Raw genomic sequence first — 19,140 nt, forward strand, 5'->3', positions numbered from 1 at the left:
TTGCAAAGCTCCCCGTATGTATTCCATATATGGCTGGAAGTATTATCGGCGATTGTATTGCAGGCGGCGCCATGCCCGCCTTCGTATTTCATTCAGCCATCAGGAGCTATTGGTGAACCCGGACAATTTGTCTGCACGGATTCTTGAGGTGGGCGATATCCACCAAACGGAATTGCCTTTGCGTTGGGGCGACTCGGACGCTTTGAACCATCTCAATAACACGCTGTATTTCCGCCTCATGGAAGAGGCCCGGATGCAGATCCTCTACGGGGCCGGCTTCGAGCTGCCCTCGGACATGGGTCCGATCCTGGCCCATGCCTCCTGCGATTTCCTGCGTCCCCTGACCTATCCCGCCAATGTGCGCGTCACGCACAAGGTCCTGCGTATCGGCCGCTCCAGCGCCGAATTCGAACTGCTGCTGGAAAAGTCGGACGATCCCTCGGGCCCCTATGCCCGCGGACGCAACGTGCTAGTCTGGATGGATTATGTGGCCAATGCGTCCGCTGCGTGGCCGCCGGCGGTGCTGGCGCAGCTGGGCGCGATGTTCCGGCCCGCGGCCTGAGGCGCGCTTGCCCGGGGGCTCCGCTCCCGGGAAAATAGGGCGTGCGTTGGCCGGGCATGCCGGTAAAATCTAGCGCGAGATCACAAAAGCAATAGAAAACAGGGCCCATCCCGATCTTCTCGATCCCCGCGCGGGACGCTTGCGCGCAAGCGGCGGGAGGGACCCTCTTCAGTTCGACCTTAACTAGGAGTTGGAGCGATGGACAAGGTTTATGCAAGCGCCCAGGAGGCGCTGGCAGGCATCGTCAAGGACGGTCAGATGATCGCCGTGGGCGGTTTCGGCCTTTGCGGTATTCCCGAAGCCCTGATCGCCGCGCTGCGCGATTCGGGCGTCAAGGACCTCACCTGCATCAGCAACAATGCGGGCGTCGACGGCTTCGGCCTGGGCCAGCTGCTCAATACGCGCCAGGTCCGCAAGATGATCGCGTCCTACGTGGGCGAGAACAAGGAATTCGAGCGCCAGTACCTGTCGGGCGAACTCGAACTCGAATTCACGCCGCAGGGCACGCTGGCCGAGAAGCTGCGCGCTGGCGGCGCCGGCATCCCGGCGTTCTTCACCCGCACGGGCGTGGGCACGATCGTGGCCGACGGCAAGGAAATCCGCGAGTTCGACGGCCAGCAGTACGTGATGGAACGCTCGCTGGTGCCCGACGTGTCGCTGGTCAAGGCGCACATCGCCGACCGCAGCGGCAACCTGGTGTTCCGCAAGACCGCCCGCAACTTCAATCCGAACGTCGCCATGGCGGGCAAGTTCACGGTGGTCGAAGTCGAGGAAATCGTTGATACCGGCAGCCTGGATCCCGATCAGATCCACTTGCCCGGCATCTATGTGCAACGGATCGTGCTGAACGCCACGCCCGAAAAGCGTATCGAACAACGCACCACTCGCCCGGCCTAAGGAGAACAGACATGGCATGGTCCCGCGATGAAATGGCGGCGCGCGCCGCGCGCGAGCTGCAAGACGGCTTTTATGTGAACCTGGGCATCGGCTTGCCGACCCTGGTGGCCAATCACGTGCCCAAGGGCATGGAAGTGTGGCTGCAATCCGAGAACGGCCTGCTGGGCATCGGCCCGTTCCCCACCGACGATGAAGTCGACGCCGACCTCATCAACGCAGGCAAGCAGACGGTCACGACCTTGCCCGGCTCCTCGATCTTTTCGTCGGCCGATTCGTTCGCGATGATCCGCGGCGGCAAGATCAACCTGGCCATCCTGGGCGCCATGCAGGTGTCCGAAAAGGGCGACCTGGCCAACTGGATGATTCCGGGCAAGATGGTCAAGGGCATGGGCGGCGCCATGGACCTGGTGGCGGGCGTGGGCCGCGTCGTGGTCCTGATGGAGCACGTGGCCAAGAAGAAGGACGGCACCGAGGACGTCAAGCTGCTGGCGGAATGCAACCTGCCGCTGACGGGCGTGGGCGTGGTCGACCTGATCATCACCGACCTGGGCGTGATGGAAGTCACCGAAAACGGCCTCAAGCTGCTGGAAACGGCGCCGGGCGTGACGGTGGACGAGATCAAGTCCAAGACGCAAGCCAAGCTGGACGTGTCGGCGGTCAAGTAACCCGCCAAGCGCCGCACCCATGAAAACGCCCTGCAAGGGGCGTTTTTTTATGCTGTCTCGGCTAGCCGCATCCCCACGTGCGGGATGCCGTCTTCCATGTATTCCTCGGTGACCTGCACAAAGCCATGTCCACCGTAGTAATTGCGCAAGCGGGCCTGGGCGCCCAGATACATGGCGCGGCCCGGCCAGCGCTGGCGCACTTCCTGCATCGCGTGGCGGATCAGTTCGTGGCCCAGGCCCTGGCCGCGAGTCCAGGGCGCGGTGATGACGCGTCCGATCTCGATCTGGCCGTCCTTCAGCGACGGATCCAGGATGCGGCAATAGGCTGCGAGCTTGCCGTCCTGCCAAGCCATCAGGTGGGAGGTCTGGCCGACCAGGTCCTTGCCGTCCATGTCCTGGAAGATGCAATTCTGTTCAATGACAAAGACTTCCGTGCGCAGCCGCAGGATCGCGTAGATCTCGGTCACGGTCAGGTCCTGGTGGGCTTTGCAGATCCAATCGGGCATTGCGTCAATCCGGGTGTGGCGTGGGGGAAAGGGGAGCGCGCTTAGCGTAACTCAAGCTGGCCCCGTTTCTTTTGATTCACTGTTACATATATTCACGGGTATACCCTTAGTATGAAAATCTATTTTCTTATCTAAAATTTGTTTGTAAACAGATTTACATAAACCCCCGGTATACCTCCCTCCCCATCGATGAACAAGGCTGCACTTACGATTGCTGACCGGATCGCCCGGGCCCAGCCCGCGCTGAGCCGTACTCAGCACAAGATGGCCGAGTATGTGCTGGCGCACCAGTTCCGCGCCGCCACCATGACCATCGACGAATTCGCGGCGGCGGTGGGGGTGTCGGTGGCCACGGCCAATCGCTTCGCGCGCGCCCTGGACCTGCCGGGTTATCCGCAGTTTCGCGCCGAACTGGCGCGCGGCTTCGAGGCTGCGCTGGAACCCGTGGAAAAGCTGCGCACTGAATTGGCGCATTCCGCCAGCGCCGTGCAGATCTTCGCCGCCACGCTGGAAGAAGACATCCGCAACGCCCAGCGCAATCTGCAGTCGCTGGACGCCGCCGCCTGTGAACAGGCAGTAGAAGCCATCCTGGCTGCCGACCGCGTCTTCATCATTGGTTTCGGCGCCAGCGGTTTCCTGGCCGGCCTCTTGCAGCGCGGCCTGTGCATGCACCTGCATTCCGTCGAATCGCTGGCCGGACCCGGCGGCGTGTCGCACGCAGCGCGCCAGATGGCGCGCATGACGGCCAAGGACCTGGTGATCGCCATCGGCTTTCCGCGCTACCTGGCCGACACGGTGACCCTGGCCGGCGCGGCCAAGCAGGCCGGCGTACCGGTGCTGGTGCTGACCGATAAGCCCACGTCGCCGCTGGCGCCCACGGCTTCCGTGGTGCTGTACGCGTATTCCGCGCGCCAGCTGATTCCCAATTCCGAAACCGCCGCGCTGGGGCTGATCGAAGCCCTGTCCTCGGCGGTGGCCTATCGGGCCAAGAATTCCGTCGCGGCCGCCGCTGGGGTGACCCAGTCCGTCATGCCGTGGCTCATCCATGGAGTAGGTAAACGATGATTCAACCCGTGATCGCGATTCACGGTGGCGCCGGTGCGATGTCCCGCGCCGCCATGTCGCCCGAGAAAGAACAGGAGTACCTGAGCGCGCTGGAATCCATCCTGACCGCCGGCCAGGCCGTGCTGGCCCGCGGCGGCAGTGCGCTGGACGCCGTCACGGAAGCCGTGCGTCTGCTGGAAGACTGTCCGCTGTTCAACGCCGGCCATGGCGCCGTATTCACCAGCGCCGCCACGCATGAGCTGGACGCCGCCATCATGGACGGCGCCACGCTGCGTTCGGGCGCGATCGCCGGCGTGCACCGCGTGCGCAACCCGATCTTCGCCGCGCGCAAGGTCATGGAAAACAGCAAGCACGTGTTCTTCGTGGGCGAGGGCGCCGAAGCCTACGCCAAGCAAGAGGGCGTGGAACTGGTCGATCCTTCCTACTTCTCCACCGAAGCCCGCCGCGAGCAACTGCTGCGCGTGCAGCGCGAAACGCCGGAAGCGGCGGTGCTGGATCACGACGGCCAGGCCCTGGTCGCGCGCGGCCAGCCGGCGCCGGCCGATCCGCTGGATGCGGACAAGAAGTTCGGCACGGTGGGCGCGGTGGCGGTGGATGCGCAGGGCAACCTGGCCGCGGCCACTTCGACCGGCGGCATCACCAACAAGCAGGTCGGCCGCGTGGGCGATGCGCCGCTGATCGGCGCCGGCACCTATGCCAGCAACAAGACCTGCGCCGTGTCCACCACGGGCACCGGCGAAATGTTCATCCGCATGGTTGCCGCCTACGACGTGGCGGCCCAGATGGAATATTGCGGCGCGTCGCTGGAAGCGGCCGCCGATCGCGTCGTGCATGAAAAGCTGCCCACCATCGACGGCAAGGGCGGCCTGGTGGCCGTCGACGCCCAGGGCAATGTGGCCTTGCCGTTCAACACGGAAGGCATGTATCGGGGTTACGCCCGCGTCGGCGAGAAGCCTGTCACCGCTATCTACCGATAAGCGTCGGCGGGTTCGTTTTTTCAGTATTTGGGGAATCAAAGAGATGGTTGATCGCGCAAACAGCCTGGCGCTGCCGGAAAACCGCGTGGTCCAGGTCGACGACCTGACGGTGCGCTTCGTGGGATCGGAGCGCACGGTCGAAGCCGTGCGCAATCTGTCGTTCCATGTGGACCGGGGCGAGACCCTGGCCATCGTGGGCGAATCGGGTTCGGGCAAATCGGTGACGTCCCTGGCGCTCATGCGTCTGGTGGAACATGGCGGCGGGCGCATCGCCCAGGGCAGCATGGCCCTGCGGCGGCGCAACGGTGCCGTGATCGACCTGGCCGGATCGAGCCAACGCGTCATGCGCAATGTGCGCGGCGCGGACATGGCCATGATCTTCCAGGAGCCGATGACCTCCTTGAACCCGGTCTTCACCGCCGGCGACCAGATCGCCGAATCGATCCGCCAACACCAGGGCAAGGACGCCGCGGCCGCTCGCGCCGAGGCGCTGCGCATGCTGGAGCAGGTGCGCATTCCGGAAGCCAAGTCGGTGCTGGACCGCTACCCGCACCAGTTGTCGGGCGGCATGCGCCAGCGCGTGATGATCGCCATGGCGCTGGCCTGCAAGCCGGCGCTGCTGATCGCCGACGAACCCACCACCGCGCTGGACGTCACCATTCAGGCGCAGATCCTGCAACTGATCCGCCAGCTGCAGGAAGAAATGCACATGGGCGTGGTGTTCATCACCCACGACATGGGCGTGGTCGCGGAAGTGGCCGACCGCGTGCTGGTTATGTACCGCGGCGACAAGGTCGAGGAAGGCCCATCCGAGCAGGTGTTCGCCTCGCCGCAGCACAGCTACACCAAGGCGCTGCTGTCGGCCGTGCCGAAGCTGGGCGCCATGCAGGGCACCGATCTGCCGGCGCGCTTTCCGCTGCTGCAGGCCGAGGGCCAAGCCCAGCCCGAAGCCGCTCCCGTCAGCGCGCAGCCCGCGCCAGACGCCAAGCGCGAGCCCATCCTCAGCGTACGCAAGCTGGTCACCCGCTTCGATCTGCGCGGCGGCATCATGAGCCGCGTGCAGCGCCGCGTGCACGCCGTGGAACAGGTCAGCTTCGACCTGTATCCCGGCGAGACGCTGTCGCTGGTGGGCGAATCCGGTTGCGGCAAGTCCACCACCGGCCGTTCGCTGCTGCGTCTGGTGGACAGCCAGGGTGGCGAGATCCGCTTCGGCGGCCGCGACATCGTGCGCCTGAAGAACACGGAGCTTCAGTCCCTGCGCCGCGACATCCAGTTCGTGTTCCAGGACCCGTTCGCTTCGCTGGATCCGCGCGTGACGGTTGGCTTCTCCATCATGGAGCCGCTGCTGGTGCACGGCGTGGCCAAGGGCCGCGATGCCGAACGCCGCGTGGCCGAGCTGTTGGAGCGCGTGGGCCTGCCGGCGGAAATGGCGCAGCGCTATCCGCATGAGTTCTCCGGCGGCCAGCGCCAGCGCATCTGCATCGCGCGCGCCCTGGCCCTGAACCCCAAGGTCGTGATCGCGGACGAATCGGTGTCGGCGCTGGACGTGTCGATCCAGGCGCAGATCGTGAACCTGCTGATCGACCTGCAGCGCGACATGGGCATTTCGTTCCTGTTCATCTCGCACGACATGGCCGTGGTCGAGCGCGTCAGCCACCGCGTGGCCGTGATGTACCTGGGCCAGATCGTGGAGATCGGCCCGCGCCGCGCCATTTTCGAGAATCCGCAGCACCCTTACACCAAGAAGCTGATGTCCGCCGTGCCGATCGCCGATCCGGCGCGCCGCCACATGAAGCGCACGCTGTTGTCCGACGAAATCCCCAGCCCCATCCGCAAGCTCAATGACGAGCCAGTGGTGCAGCCGCTGGTGCAGGTCGGAACGGATCACTTTGTCGCCCGGCATCCGGTCGGCGGAGCGTATTGAGTCAGTTGACGTACTTGTTTTTCTTCCACCAAACCCCCTAATTCCTTACGGAACCAGGAGTTGCAATGATGAAAGTTCTGCGCCCCACCAAACTGATGGCCGCCGCCGCGCTGGCCTTCGGCGTGATCGCGTCGCCGCTGGCGCATGCCGCCAAGGACGTGACGTTCGCCGTCTCCATCGCGCTGGAAACGCTCGATCCGTACAACACCAACAGCACGCTGAACCAGGCGGCCGGCAAGGCCTACTACGAAGGCCTGTTTGAATTCGACAAGGACCTGAAGGTCCAGAAGGTGCTGGCCACCGACTACACCGTCAGCGAAGACGGCCTGGTCTACACGTTCAAGCTGCGTCCCGGCGTGAAGTTCCACGACGGCACCGATTTCAACGCTGAAGCCGTCAAGATCAACTTCGACCGCCCGGCCAACCCGGACAACCGCCTGTCGCGCTACATCCAGTTCAGCGTCATCGAAAAGACCGAAGTGGTCGATCCGATGACCATCAAGATCACGCTGAAGAAGCCGTTCTCGGCCTTCATCAACGCGCTGGCCCACCCGGCCGCCATGATGATCTCGCCCGCTGCCCTGGCCAAGTACGGCAAGGAAATCGGCTTCCACCCCGTGGGCACCGGTCCCTTCGAATTCGTCGAATGGAAGCCGGCCGAATACCTGAAGGTCAAGAAGTTCGACGGCTACTGGAAGAAGGGCTACCCCAAGGTCGACACGCTGACCTTCCGCACCGTGACCGACAACAACACCCGCGCCGCCGTGGTGCAGACGGGCGAGGCGCAGTTCGCCTTCCCGGTGCCGTTCGAGCAGGCCGCCGTGCTGAAGAAGAACGACAAGCTGGACGTGGTCGATCACCAGAACTCGATCATGGCGCGCTACCTGTCGATGAACACGCAGCAAAAGCCCTTCGACAACGTCAAGGTGCGTGAAGCCATCAATTACGCCATCAACAAGGAAGCCCTGGCCAAGGTCGCTTTCTCGGGCTACGCCACCATTGTGGACGGCGTCGTGCCGACGGGCGTGGACTTCGCCCACAAGACGGGTCCGTGGCCCTACGACATCAAGAAGGCCAAGGCCCTGCTGGCCGAAGCCGGCTACCCCAACGGCTTCGAAAGCCAGCTGTGGTCCGCCTATAACGACGGCACCTCGGTGAAGGTGGTCCAGTTCCTGCAGCAGCAGCTGGCGCAAGTCGGCATCAAGGTGTCGGTCGAAGTGCTGGAATCGGGCCAACGCGTGCAGCGCGTGCAGCAGGTGCAGAAGCCTGAGGACGCCAAGGTCCGCATGTACTACGCCGGCTGGTCGTCCTCGACCGGCGAAGCCGACTGGGGCCTGCGTCCGCTGCTGACCACCGCCGCCTTCCCGCCGGTGCTCAACAACGTGTCGTACTACTCGAACAAGTCGGTGGACGACGGCATCCAGCAAGCCCTGGCCACGACCGACCGCGCCAAGAAGACCGAAATCTACAAGAACGTTCAGGAAACCATCTGGAAGGACGCCCCGTGGGCCTTCCTGGTGACCCAGAACAACCTGTACGTGAAGTCGAAGAACCTGTCGGGCGTGTACGTTGAGCCGGACACCTCGTTCTGGTTCGGCGACATCGATCTGAAGCAGTAAATCTGGCAGTCACTCTCGGGGCCTTGGCGCCCCTGTAAGGCCACATACGGCGGGGGCGCGGTGTCCCCGCCGATGTTGCAGGAATTTCAATGCTGACCTACATCGTCAAACGTCTTTTGGGCATGATCCCCACGCTGCTGCTGGTGGCCGTGGTCGTGTTCCTGTTTGTGCACATGCTTCCGGGCGACCCGGCGCGACTGGCCGCGGGCCAGGAGGCCGACCAGCAAACCGTCGAGCTCGTGCGCAAGGAACTTGGGCTGGATCTGCCCCTGCCGCAGCAGTTCGTGCGCTACTTCAGCCACATGCTGCAAGGCGACCTGGGTACCTCCTTGCGTACCAAGCGCCCCGTCTCGACCGAAATCGCCGACCGCTTCATGCCCACCTTGTGGCTGACGCTTGCCAGCATGGTCTGGTCAGTGACCTTCGGCATGATCATCGGCATCGTGTCGGCGGTATGGCGCAATCGCTGGCCCGACCGTCTCGGCATGACGCTGGCGGTGTCCGGCATCTCGTTCCCCGCGTTCGCGCTGGGCATGATGCTGATGCAGGTTTTCTCCGTGAATCTGGGCTGGCTGCCTACCGTGGGCGCCTCGACCTGGCAACACTACATTCTTCCGTCCATTACGCTGGGCGCCGCAGTGGCTGCCGTGATGGCGCGTTTCACCCGGGCTTCCTTCGTGGAAGTCATCCAGGAAGACTTCGTGCGGACCGCCCGCGCCAAGGGCCTGACCGAGCGCCGCGTCGTGATCAAGCACGCGCTGCGCAATGCGCTGATTCCCGTGGTCACCATGATGGGCCTGCAGTTCGGCTTCCTGTTGGGCGGCTCGATCGTGGTCGAGACGGTGTTCAACTGGCCCGGCCTCGGCCGCCTGCTGGTGGACGCCGTGACCCAGCGCGACTATCCGGTGATCCAGGGCCTGGTGCTGCTGTTCTCGCTGGAATTCATCCTGATCAACCTGATTGTCGACGTGCTCTACGGCGTCATCAATCCCAGCATCCGTTATAAGTGAGGCGGCCATGAGCAACACGACACCCGCCACGACCATCGCCGCCGCTCCCAAGAACGACGTGCGCACGCCCGCCACCGAGTTCTGGCGCAAATTCAAGAAGCAGAAGCTCGCCGTCGGCGCCGGCATCTTCGTCCTGCTGCTGGTCGTCGTCGCGATCTTCGCGCCGTGGATCGTGCCGTTCGACGCGGAGAACTTCTTCGACTACGACGCCCTGAACGCCGGGCCTTCCACCACCCATTGGCTGGGCGTGGATTCGCTGGGCCGCGACATCTTCAGCCGCATCATCATGGGCGCGCGCATTTCGCTGGCCGCGGGCTTCCTGTCGGTCGCCATGGGCGCCGTCGTCGGCACCTTCATGGGCCTGATGGCGGGCTACTACGAGGGCTGGTGGGAACGCATTACGATGCGCATCTCCGACGTGCTGCTGGCGTTCCCCGGCATGCTGCTGGCGATTGGCGTGGTCGCCATCCTGGGTTCCAGCATGATCAACGTGATCGTGGCCGTGGCTGTGTTCAGCGTGCCGGCGTTTGCCCGCCTGGTGCGCGGCAACACGCTGTCGATCAAGCAGATGACCTACGTCGAGGCGGTCAAGAGCGTGGGCGCGTCCGACTGGACCATCATCATGCGCCACATCCTGCCCGGCACGATCTCGCCCATCGTGGTGTACGGCACGATGCGCATCGGCACCTCCATCATCACCGCGGCCAGCCTGTCGTTCCTGGGCATGGGCGCATCGCCTCCCACCCCGGAGTGGGGCGCGATGCTGAATGAAGCGCGCGCCGACATGGTGATTGCCCCGCACGTGGCGATCTTCCCGGCGCTGGCGATCTTCCTGACCGTTCTAGCGTTCAACCTGCTGGGCGACGGCCTGCGCGACGCGCTCGATCCCAAGATCGACCGCAAGTAAGCCTGCCGCCGGCCCTCTGCGGAGTGCCGGCATGGAGGGCGGTCTTTTCCGCCGCCGCCCCAGTTCGCGACGCGCGCTGCCTAGTGCGCGCAGCGGACCCAGGGCGGCGGCGTTTTGCATTCTGGAGCGTGGCGACACGTAGCGAACATGGACAAACAAGCGCTGGACATCCCCCGCATCGGCATACTGCCCTCGGGACCGCTGGATTCGATCTGCGATGTAGGCGAGGTTAGCGTCGGCCACCGCACGCTGGCCGACGGCCCGCTGCAGACCGGCGTGACCGTGGTGCGTCCGCATGGCGGCGACGCCTATCTGGACAAAGTGCCGGCCGCCGCGACCGTCTTGAACGGCTTTGGCAAGAGCACCGGCTTGATCCAGGTGCAGGAGCTGGGCGTCCTGGAAACGCCCATCGCGCTGACCAACACCTTTGGCGTCGGCACGGTGGCCAACGCGCAGATCCGCGCCGCGGTCGCGGCCAACCCCGGCATCGGCCGCGGCATGGCTACCGTCAACCCGCTGGTCTTCGAGTGCAACGATGGCTATCTGAACGACATCCAGGCGCTGGCGGTCCAGGAGTCGCATTACGCCGACGCTCTGGCCGTCGCGGGCAAGCAGTTCGAGCAGGGCGCGGTCGGCGCGGGTCGGGGCATGTCCTGCTTTTCGTTCAAGGGCGGCATCGGTTCGGCTTCGCGCGTCGCGTCCATCGTGGCGGGGCCGCGCTACACGGTCGGGGCGCTGGTGCTGTCCAACTTTGGCCGGCTGCCCAATCTGACCGTGGCGGGCCGGCCTTTCGGCCGCCGGCTGGCGCAGCAGCTGGACAGCGGCCTGGCGCAGGCGGCAGAGAACGCCGCCATCGTGCCCGAGAAGGGTTCCATCATCCTGCTGCTGGCCACCGACGCGCCGCTGGACGCGCGTCAACTGCGCCGCCTGTCGCTGCGGGCGGGGGCCGGACTGGCCCGCACGGGTTCGGTGTACGGCCATGGCAGCGGGGACATCGCACTGGCGTTTTCCACGGCATACACGGTGCCGCAACTGCCCGAGCAGCCCATGCCGGCGCTGGCGATGCTGCACGAAGCCCGCATCGATCCCCTGTTCGAAGCCGCTACCGAGGCCTGCGAACAGGCCATCATTTCCGCGCTCTGGCATGCCGATGGCGTGACGGGCCGCGACGGCAACCATCGTGCCGCGATCCGCGACGCGGCGCCGCAGTGGCGCCAGTGGCTGTCCGACACCGAATTCTGAAATTCTCCAAGGCTGATTCCATGAAGATCCTGATTTCCACCGATATCGAAGGCGTCGCCGGCGTCTTCCATTCCGAACAAGTGCGCGCCGGCAACGGCGAATACGAGCGCGCCCGCGCCTGGATGACCGCCGAGGCCAACGCGGCCGTGCAGGGCGCGATTGCCGGCGGCGCCGAAGAGATTTTGGTCAACGATTCGCACGGCGGCTTTCGCAATCTGCTGCCCGACGGCCTGGACGAGCGTGCCCGCCTGGTGCTGGGCAAGCCGCGCTACCTCGGCATGATGGGCGGCCTGGAAGAGGGCTGCGACGCCGTCTTCATGATCGGCTACCACTCGCGCTCGCAAGGCCGCGGCATCCTGGCCCACACCATCAACAGCTTCGCCTTCGCCCGCGTGCTCATCAACGGCATGGAACTGGGCGAGGCCGGCCTCTACGGCGCGCTGGCAGGCGAAATGGGCGTGCCCGTCATCCTGGGCACCGGCGACGACGCCTTCATCGCGGAAACCCGCGACACCTTCCCGGGCGCGGAATGGGTGCAGACCAAGGTGGCTCATGGGCAGGGCAGCGGCGTGACCCTGTCGCCGGCCGCTTCGCGCCGCGCGATCGCCGCCGCCGCCGAGACCGCCGTGCGCAACCTGAAGAAAGGAGGATCGGTTCCTTTCCGCATTCCCGCCCCTATAGAATGCCGGTTGCAGACGCAGAGCTCGGCATTGGCCGACCTGTTCTGCATGTGGCCCACGCTGGAACGCGTGGACGGCGTGACCTTGCGATTCACCACGGATAGCATGCAGTCCGCCGTCCGCACGCTGAACAGCCTGGCCGCCATGTCTTTCATGTTGCGCTAAGGATCCCACCCCCCATGTCTAGCACCGACGCCCGTATCGCCCAATTGCGGCAGGCCATGAGCCGCCGCGGCCTGTCCGCCTATGTCGTTCCCTCCTCGGACCCGCATCTGTCCGAGTACCTGCCCGCGCGCTGGCAGGGGCGGCGCTGGTTGTCCGGTTTCACGGGCTCGGTCGGCACGCTGGTGGTCACGGCCGATTTCGCCGGCCTGTGGGTGGATAGCCGCTATTGGGTGCAGGCCGAGGCGCAGTTGGCCGGCACCGGCGTGCAGCTGATGAAGATCGCGCTGGCCACCACGCCTGGCCATGTGGACTGGCTGGCCGCCAACACGAAGGCGGGCGAGGTCATCGGGGTGGACGGGCAGGTGCTGGGCCTGGGCGCTTTCCGCGCCCTGTCGGCGGCCGCGGCCTCCGCCGGCGCCGTCCTGGAAATCCGCGAGGATCTGTTGGATGAGGTCTGGGCGGACCGCGCCGGCCTGCCTGGCGCCGCCATCTATGAACACGTGGCCCCCGAGGCCTGCGTGACCCGCGCCGACAAGCTGGCGCAGGTGCGCGAGGCCATGCGCGCGCATGGCGCCGACGTGCATTTCATCAGCACCCTGGACGACATCGCCTGGCTCTTCAACCTGCGCGGCGCGGACGTGGACTACAACCCGGTGTTCGTCGGCCATGCGCTGATCGGCCTGGACCACGCCACGCTGTTCGTGGCCGACGGCAAGATCGACGACGCCCTGCGCGCCGTCCTGGCTGCCGATGGCGTGGAAGTGGCCGGCTATGCCCAGGCCGCCGACGCGCTGGCCTCGCTGGAGCTGGACCAGAAGCTGCTGATCGATCCGGCCCGCGTGACCTGCGGCGTATTCCACGCCATGGATCCCGCCGTGCCGCGCATCGAAGCCATCAACCCGTCCACCTTGCTGAAGTCGCGCAAGACCGACGCCGAACTGGCAAATGTGCGCCAGGCCATGGCGCAGGATGGCGCCGCGCTCTGTGAATTCTTCGCCTGGTTCGAAGGCGCGCTGGGCAATGAAACCATCACCGAGCTGACCATCGACGAGCAGATCACCGCTGCGCGCGCGCGCCGGCCGGCCTACGTCTGCCCCAGCTTCGCCACCATTGCCGGCTTCAACGCCAACGGCGCGATGCCGCACTACCGTGCCACCCAGGAATCGCACGCGACCATCGAAGGCGATGGCCTGCTGTTGATCGACTCGGGCGGCCAGTACCTGGGCGGCACCACCGATATCACCCGGGTGGTCGCGGTGGGCACGCCCAGCGCCGACCAGAAGGTGGACTTCACGCTGGTGCTCAAGGGCATGATCGCGCTGTCGCGCGCCTCGTTCCCGCGCGGCACGCCTTCGCCCATGCTGGACGCCATCGCGCGCGCTCCCATCTGGGAAGGCGGCGCGGAGTACGGCCACGGCACGGGCCATGGCGTGGGTTACTTCCTGAACGTGCACGAAGGCCCGCAGGTCATTTCCTACCGCGCAATGCCCGGTCCGCACACCGCGATGGAGCCGGGCATGATCACTTCCAACGAGCCGGGCATCTACCGGCCGGGCCGCTGGGGCGTGCGCATCGAGAACCTGGTCGCCAACCGCAGCTGGCTGACCTCCGAACTCGGTGAATTCCTGTGCTTTGAAACGCTGACGCAGTGCCCGATCGACACGCGCTGCATCGAACCGTCGCTGCTGCGTGCTGATGAAATCGCCTGGCTCAACGACTACCACAAGACGGTGTTCGAGCGTCTGTCGCCGCTGGTCGCAGGAGAGGCGCTGGCCTGGCTGGAGCGCCGCACCGCGGCGATCTGAACCACTGCGCGAGCGCATGAAAAAGGCCGCGGGCATGATGCTCGCGGCCTTTTTTTGTGGGCGAAGCCGGCTCAGCCTTGCGGCGTGGCGGCCTTGGCGCCGCGGTACAGCACCAGCCGGCCTATCAGGCAGCCCAGGGCCAGCAGCGCGCCGTAGGCCAGCAGCGTCATGACAGCGGCCGCATGGGATTCCGAGGCGCGGATCAACTGGCCCCAGGTCATCGCCCGGACGACCAGGAATCCCAGGCCTATGCCTAGCGCCTGGGCCAACCAGAATGCGATGGTGCCGTGGGCGACGGCCCGTCCAAAGCGGGCCGTGCCGATCGGACGCGGCAGGGTTTTCAGGCAGACCAGGACGCACAGCGCCAGCAGGACCGCGGGCAGGGCCAGATAGCCCAGCGCGAACTCCGTCCAGCCTGCGCCCGGGGCCTGCATCTGAAGGAAACTGCCCACCGAGATTGAAACGGTCAGTTGCCAGACCAGCACGGTCAGTCCGGTGACCCAGGCGGCATGGCGCCGTTCGTAGGCGGGGCCGCCGGCCGGGCCTGCGGGCTGCACGGTCCAGGCGGCAATGCGCACGATGACGCAGATGCCGATGATCTCCAGCACGATGGTCACAAGCTTGGTGATGATGTTCAGCGTCAGGAACTGCCCGATCATGCCGACGCCGAACCGCTCCTGCAGTACGTCGAGGTTGTCCATGACGAAGCGCATCAAGGTGTTCTGCAGGAAGGCCATGCCCGCCGCCACGGCCAGGGTGTAGAGCAGGAACAGGGCGATGAAGGTGCCGTACAGCTTGCGGGGTTCATCGACCGCCGTGGTGTCATGGCGTGCCAGCCAGCCGCGCATGGCCCCCCAGGTGGCCAATCCGGCGATTGCCGCGCCCGCGACGATATGGGCCAGGAGCGGCGCCAGGAACTGGGGTTGGCTATACATCTCCTGCAAGTGCTCGTACCGGGGCAGGGCGAGCATGCTATAGGACTGGACCAGCGCGGAGTAGGCCAGCCGCAGGAAAACGGCAGTCAGCGCGAGGCGCCAGGCGAGCGAGTAGGAGGATCGGGCAGGATCGGTCATCGGCAAAGGAAGGAAGTGTTGAGAAAAAACAGCAACCGAAAAAATAGGGATCGAACATAGCACGGCGCTGTGCCGCGCCACACAACGCGATGGCCCCCGCGGCAATTCGAGTGCTGCCAAATGTTACGCCCCGGAGCTAGGGGAAAACCCAAATAAGCCCCGCCTCCCGGCTATAATCCAAATTTCCCGCACGCGCCCGCTCGTCCCGGGTGCTCATTACGATGACCAAATACGTATTTGTCACCGGCGGTGTGGTGTCTTCCCTGGGCAAAGGCATCGCCGCTGCGTCGCTCGCCGCCATCCTCGAGTCGCGTGGCCTGCAAGTCACCATGCTGAAGCTCGACCCGTACATCAACGTCGATCCGGGCACCATGAGCCCGTTCCAGCATGGCGAGGTGTTCGTCACGGAAGACGGCGCCGAAACCGACCTGGACCTTGGCCACTACGAGCGTTTCATTTCCGCTCGCATGCACAAGGTGAACAACTTCACCACCGGCCAGATCTACGAATCCGTGCTCCGCAAGGAGCGCCGCGGCGATTATCTGGGCAAGACCGTCCAGGTCATTCCGCACATCACCAACGAAATCCAGGACTTCATCGCCCGTGGCGCCGAAGCCGGCTGGAATGGCAACACCGACGTCGCGATCGTTGAGATCGGCGGCACCGTGGGTGACATCGAGTCCCTGCCGTTCCTGGAGGCCGCGCGCCAGATGAGCCTGCGCATGGGCCGCAACAATGCCGCCTTTGTGCACCTGACCCTGGTGCCCTTCATCGCGTCGGCCGGCGAACTCAAGACCAAGCCGACCCAGCACTCGGTGCAGAAGCTGCGCGAAATCGGCATCTACCCGAACGCGTTGCTGTGCCGCGCCGACCGCCGCATCCCGGACGACGAGCGCGCCAAGATCTCGATGTTCTCCAACGTGCCCCTGGACGCGGTCATTTCCGTCTGGGACGCCGACTCGATCTACAAGATCCCGGCCATGCTGCATGCGCAGGGCGTGGACAACATCGTCTGCGAAGCGCTGGGCCTGACCCCGCCGCCCGCCGACCTGTCCATGTGGGACAACCTGGTCGAGGCGCTGGAGCACCCGCAGCACCAGCTCACCATCGGCATGGTCGGCAAGTACGTCGACCTGACCGAGTCGTACAAGTCTCTGACGGAAGCCCTGGTCCACGCCGGCATCCACACGCGCTCGAAGATCAACATCGAGTACATCGACTCCGAAGACATCGAAACCCGCGGCACCGACCAGCTCAAGCACCTGGACGCCATCCTGGTTCCGGGCGGCTTCGGCAAGCGCGGCACCGAAGGCAAGATCGCCGCGATCCGCTACGCCCGTGAAAACGGCGTGCCTTACCTGGGCATCTGCCTGGGCATGCAGCTGGCCGTCATCGAGTTCGCGCGCCACGTCGCCGGCCTGGGCGGCGCCAACAGCACGGAATTCGACCCCTCGGCGCCGCACCCCGTGGTGGCCCTGATTACCGAGTGGATGGACCGCGAAGGCAAGGTCGAAAAGCGCGACAACTCGTCCGACCTGGGCGGCACGATGCGCAAGGGCGCGCAGCGCGTGCCGATCAAGCCGGGCACCCGCGCGCAGACCATCTATGGCGACGAAGTGAACGAGCGTCACCGCCATCGCTACGAGGTCAACAACGTGTATGTGCCGCGCCTGGAAGAGGCCGGCATGGTGATCAGCGCCCGCACGCCGACCGAGAATCTGCCGGAAATGATGGAATTGCCCGACCATCCGTGGTTCGTGGGCGTGCAGTTCCACCCCGAATTCACGTCCACTCCGCGTGACGGCCACCCGTTGTTCAGCAGCTATATCCGCGCCGCCATCGAGCAGAAGGCTCGCCGCGGCCAGGAGGCGTAATGCGCGCCTGCGGTCTGGAGTTCCGTAAGCGGATCTTCGGGACCGCGGGCCGCCGCCCCAGCGCCGCCCTGTACGGCGGCGCTGCTTTCGGATACAACCAATTAGCATCGGATATGCGTCGCCCGGCCGCCTTGCGCGACACTGGCGGCATTGCCGTATCCGGCGTCAGACCGAAACCAACGCAACTGCTCTGAAGGAATCCCATGAGTGCCTACCTCATCGCCGACGTCTCAGTGACCAAGCCCGCGCAGTACGAGGATTACAAGCGTCTGTCCACGCTCGCGATGCGCGCGTACGATGCGAAGATCCTGGTGCGCGGGGGCGATTCCAGGCACCTCGAGGGCCGTGAGCCTGGCCGTACCGTCGTCATGGAGTTTCCCTCCATGACCGCGGCCCAGGCTTTCTACGACTCCTGGCAGTACCGCCGTGCCCGCAATGCCCGCGAAGGTGCGGCTGTCATGAATATGTTTATCGTTCAGGGAATGTAAAGTCATGAGTGCTATCGTCGATATCATCGGCCGCGAGATTCTGGATTCGCGCGGCAACCCCACCGTCGAATGCGATGTGCTGCTGGAGTCCGGCGCCATGGGCCGTGCGGCAGTGCCGTCGGGCGCCTCCACCGGCGCGCGCGAAGCCATCGAGCTGCGCGACGGCGACAAGAGCCGTTATCTGGGCAAGGGCGTGCTGCGCGCCGTCGAGAACCTGAATACGGAAATCTCGGAAGCCCTGATGGGCCTGGACGCCCAGGAACAGACCTTCGTCGATCGCACCCTGATCGAGCTGGACGGCACCGAATCCAAGGAACGCCTGGGCGCCAACGCCATCCTGGCCGCCTCCATGGCCGTGGCCCGCGCCGCCGCCGACGAGTCGGGCCTGTCCCTGTACCGCTATTTCGGCGGCAGCGGCCCCATGAGCATGCCCGTGCCGATGATGAACGTCATCAACGGCGGCGCGCACGCCAACAACACGCTGGACCTGCAGGAACTGATGATTCTGCCGGTGGGCGCAGGCAGCTTCCGCGAAGCCCTGCGTTGGGGCGCCGAAGTCTTCCACATGCTCAAGAAGCTGATCCACGGCCAGGGCATGTCCACGGCCGTGGGCGACGAGGGCGGTTTCGCGCCCAATGTGCCCAGCCACGAGGCCGCCATCCAGCTGATCCTGAAGGCCATCACCGAAGCCGGCTACGAGCCGGGCACGCAGATCGCCCTGGGCCTGGATTGCGCCAGCTCCGAGTTCTACCGCGACGGCAAGTACACGCTGGCCGGCGAAGGCGGCATCTCGCTGTCCTCGCAGGAATTCACCAACCTGCTGGCCACCTGGTGCGACAAGTACCCCATCATCTCCATCGAAGACGGCATGGCCGAAAACGACTGGGAAGGCTGGAAACTGCTGACCGACCAGTTGGGCAAGAAGGTGCAATTGGTGGGCGACGACTTGTTCGTCACCAACACCAAGATCCTGCGCGAAGGCATCCAGAAGGGCGTGGCCAACTCGATCCTCATCAAGATCAACCAGATCGGCACCCTGACCGAGACCTTCGCCGCCATCGAAATGGCCAAGCGCGCCGGCTACACCGCCGTCGTGTCGCACCGTTCGGGCGAAACCGAGGACTCCACCATCGCCGACATCGCCGTGGCGACCAACGCCATGCAGATCAAGACGGGTTCGCTGTCCCGCTCGGACCGCATGGCCAAGTACAACCAGCTCCTGCGCATCGAGGAAGAGCTGGCTGAAGTCGCGTCGTATCCGGGCCTGGAAGCTTTCTACAACCTGCGTTGATGACAAGCTCGGCCCTGGGCGTAAGCCCGGGGCCGCATCCACGCCACGACTGCTGAGGGTTCCCGCGTATGCGCCTGTTGTTCCTGGTGCTGTTCGTGCTGCTAGGCCTGATCCAATACCCGCTGTGGCTGGGTAAGGGCGGGTGGTTCAAGGTCTGGGATCTGCAACGCCAGGTGGCGGAGCAGCGCGAGACCAATGAAGGCCTGCGCGCGCGCAACGCCGCGCTTGAAGCGGAAGTGCGCGACCTCGAAGGCGGCTCCGGCGCCATCGAGGAACGCGCCCGCGGCGAACTGGGCATGATGCGCGACGGCGAGGTGTTCGTGCACATCCTGCCGCAGAACACCCCGGCTCCGGCGGGCGGCGCCTCGCTGGCCGCCGATGCCGTGGCCA

General features: G+C 65.3%; 18 protein-coding genes. 16 read left to right on the forward strand and 2 right to left on the reverse strand.

Annotated elements, in window-relative coordinates:
• Positions 1 to 112 precede the first annotated feature (112 nt).
• The 3 genes from VIR09_RS02975 (at position 113) to VIR09_RS02985 (ending at position 2,124) form a co-directional block, all read left to right on the forward strand.
• Positions 113 to 562, forward strand: coding sequence for an acyl-CoA thioesterase (locus VIR09_RS02975; RefSeq protein ID WP_062679853.1), 450 nt, complete (start codon positions 113 to 115; stop codon positions 560 to 562).
• Positions 563 to 760: 198 nt separating this feature from the next.
• Positions 761 to 1,459: a CoA transferase subunit A gene (locus VIR09_RS02980; protein ID WP_332011532.1), complete on the forward strand. Its 699-nt coding sequence runs from the start codon at positions 761 to 763 to the stop codon at positions 1,457 to 1,459.
• Positions 1,460 to 1,470: 11 nt separating this feature from the next.
• Positions 1,471 to 2,124, forward strand: a complete 654-nt coding sequence (locus VIR09_RS02985; RefSeq protein WP_013392275.1) for a CoA transferase subunit B — start codon at positions 1,471 to 1,473, stop codon at positions 2,122 to 2,124.
• 47 nt (positions 2,125 to 2,171) lie between these two features.
• Here the strand turns inward: VIR09_RS02985 and VIR09_RS02990 are convergent, their stop codons facing one another.
• Positions 2,172 to 2,630, reverse strand: coding sequence for a GNAT family N-acetyltransferase (locus VIR09_RS02990; RefSeq protein ID WP_332011533.1), 459 nt, complete (start codon positions 2,628 to 2,630; stop codon positions 2,172 to 2,174).
• A 189-nt stretch (positions 2,631 to 2,819) separates the two neighbouring features.
• Here VIR09_RS02990 and VIR09_RS02995 point away from each other — a divergent pair, with 189 nt between their 5' ends.
• The 9 genes from VIR09_RS02995 to VIR09_RS03035 all read left to right on the forward strand — a co-directional run bounded on the left by VIR09_RS02995 (position 2,820) and on the right by VIR09_RS03035 (position 14,024).
• Positions 2,820 to 3,695: a MurR/RpiR family transcriptional regulator gene (locus tag VIR09_RS02995; protein ID WP_013392277.1), complete on the forward strand. Its 876-nt coding sequence runs from the start codon at positions 2,820 to 2,822 to the stop codon at positions 3,693 to 3,695.
• Complete coding sequence (locus VIR09_RS03000; RefSeq protein ID WP_332011534.1) at positions 3,692 to 4,672, forward strand: isoaspartyl peptidase/L-asparaginase; 981 nt, start codon at positions 3,692 to 3,694, stop codon at positions 4,670 to 4,672. Before VIR09_RS02995 ends, VIR09_RS03000 begins: the two co-directional genes overlap by 4 nt.
• A 43-nt stretch (positions 4,673 to 4,715) precedes the next feature.
• On the forward strand, positions 4,716 to 6,596 hold the full coding sequence (locus VIR09_RS03005; protein WP_332011535.1) for a dipeptide ABC transporter ATP-binding protein: 1,881 nt from the start codon (positions 4,716 to 4,718) through the stop codon (positions 6,594 to 6,596).
• A gap of 65 nt (positions 6,597 to 6,661) precedes the next feature.
• Positions 6,662 to 8,215, forward strand: a complete 1,554-nt coding sequence (gene gsiB, locus VIR09_RS03010; protein ID WP_013392280.1) for a glutathione ABC transporter substrate-binding protein GsiB — start codon at positions 6,662 to 6,664, stop codon at positions 8,213 to 8,215.
• An 89-nt stretch (positions 8,216 to 8,304) separates the two neighbouring features.
• Entirely contained in the window at positions 8,305 to 9,225 is a 921-nt protein-coding gene (gsiC, locus tag VIR09_RS03015) for a glutathione ABC transporter permease GsiC (RefSeq protein ID WP_013392281.1), read from the forward strand.
• A 7-nt stretch (positions 9,226 to 9,232) separates the two neighbouring features.
• The gene (gene gsiD / locus VIR09_RS03020; RefSeq protein ID WP_332011536.1) at positions 9,233 to 10,132 is read left to right on the forward strand and encodes a glutathione ABC transporter permease GsiD; all 900 of its coding nucleotides are present in this window, start codon (positions 9,233 to 9,235) and stop codon (positions 10,130 to 10,132) included.
• 147 nt (positions 10,133 to 10,279) lie between these two features.
• Positions 10,280 to 11,374 (forward strand): P1 family peptidase, encoded by a 1,095-nt coding sequence (locus VIR09_RS03025; protein WP_332011537.1) that lies wholly within the window; start codon positions 10,280 to 10,282, stop codon positions 11,372 to 11,374.
• Positions 11,375 to 11,394: 20 nt separating this feature from the next.
• Complete coding sequence (locus VIR09_RS03030) at positions 11,395 to 12,219, forward strand: M55 family metallopeptidase (protein ID WP_332011538.1); 825 nt, start codon at positions 11,395 to 11,397, stop codon at positions 12,217 to 12,219.
• Between the two features lie 14 nt (positions 12,220 to 12,233).
• Complete coding sequence (locus tag VIR09_RS03035; RefSeq protein ID WP_332011539.1) at positions 12,234 to 14,024, forward strand: aminopeptidase P family protein; 1,791 nt, start codon at positions 12,234 to 12,236, stop codon at positions 14,022 to 14,024.
• A 71-nt stretch (positions 14,025 to 14,095) separates the two neighbouring features.
• Here VIR09_RS03035 and VIR09_RS03040 read toward each other — a convergent pair whose 3' ends face one another.
• On the reverse strand, positions 14,096 to 15,097 hold the full coding sequence (locus VIR09_RS03040) for a hypothetical protein (protein ID WP_332011540.1): 1,002 nt from the start codon (positions 15,095 to 15,097) through the stop codon (positions 14,096 to 14,098).
• A 221-nt stretch (positions 15,098 to 15,318) separates the two neighbouring features.
• Between VIR09_RS03040 and VIR09_RS03045 the strand changes: the two genes are divergently transcribed.
• The 4 genes from VIR09_RS03045 to ftsB all read left to right on the forward strand — a co-directional run.
• Positions 15,319 to 16,971: a CTP synthase gene (locus VIR09_RS03045; protein WP_332011541.1), complete on the forward strand. Its 1,653-nt coding sequence runs from the start codon at positions 15,319 to 15,321 to the stop codon at positions 16,969 to 16,971.
• Between the two features lie 203 nt (positions 16,972 to 17,174).
• Positions 17,175 to 17,459, forward strand: coding sequence for a DUF1330 domain-containing protein (locus tag VIR09_RS03050; protein WP_013392289.1), 285 nt, complete (start codon positions 17,175 to 17,177; stop codon positions 17,457 to 17,459).
• Between the two features lie 4 nt (positions 17,460 to 17,463).
• The gene (eno, locus tag VIR09_RS03055; RefSeq protein WP_013392290.1) at positions 17,464 to 18,750 is read left to right on the forward strand and encodes a phosphopyruvate hydratase; all 1,287 of its coding nucleotides are present in this window, start codon (positions 17,464 to 17,466) and stop codon (positions 18,748 to 18,750) included.
• 68 nt (positions 18,751 to 18,818) lie between these two features.
• On the forward strand, positions 18,819 to 19,140 hold a 322-nt coding region (gene ftsB, locus VIR09_RS03060; protein ID WP_332011542.1), incomplete at its 3' end, for a cell division protein FtsB.

The sequence above is a fragment of the Achromobacter sp. genome (assembly GCF_036567245.1).
Lineage (GTDB): Bacteria > Pseudomonadota > Gammaproteobacteria > Burkholderiales > Burkholderiaceae_B > Achromobacter.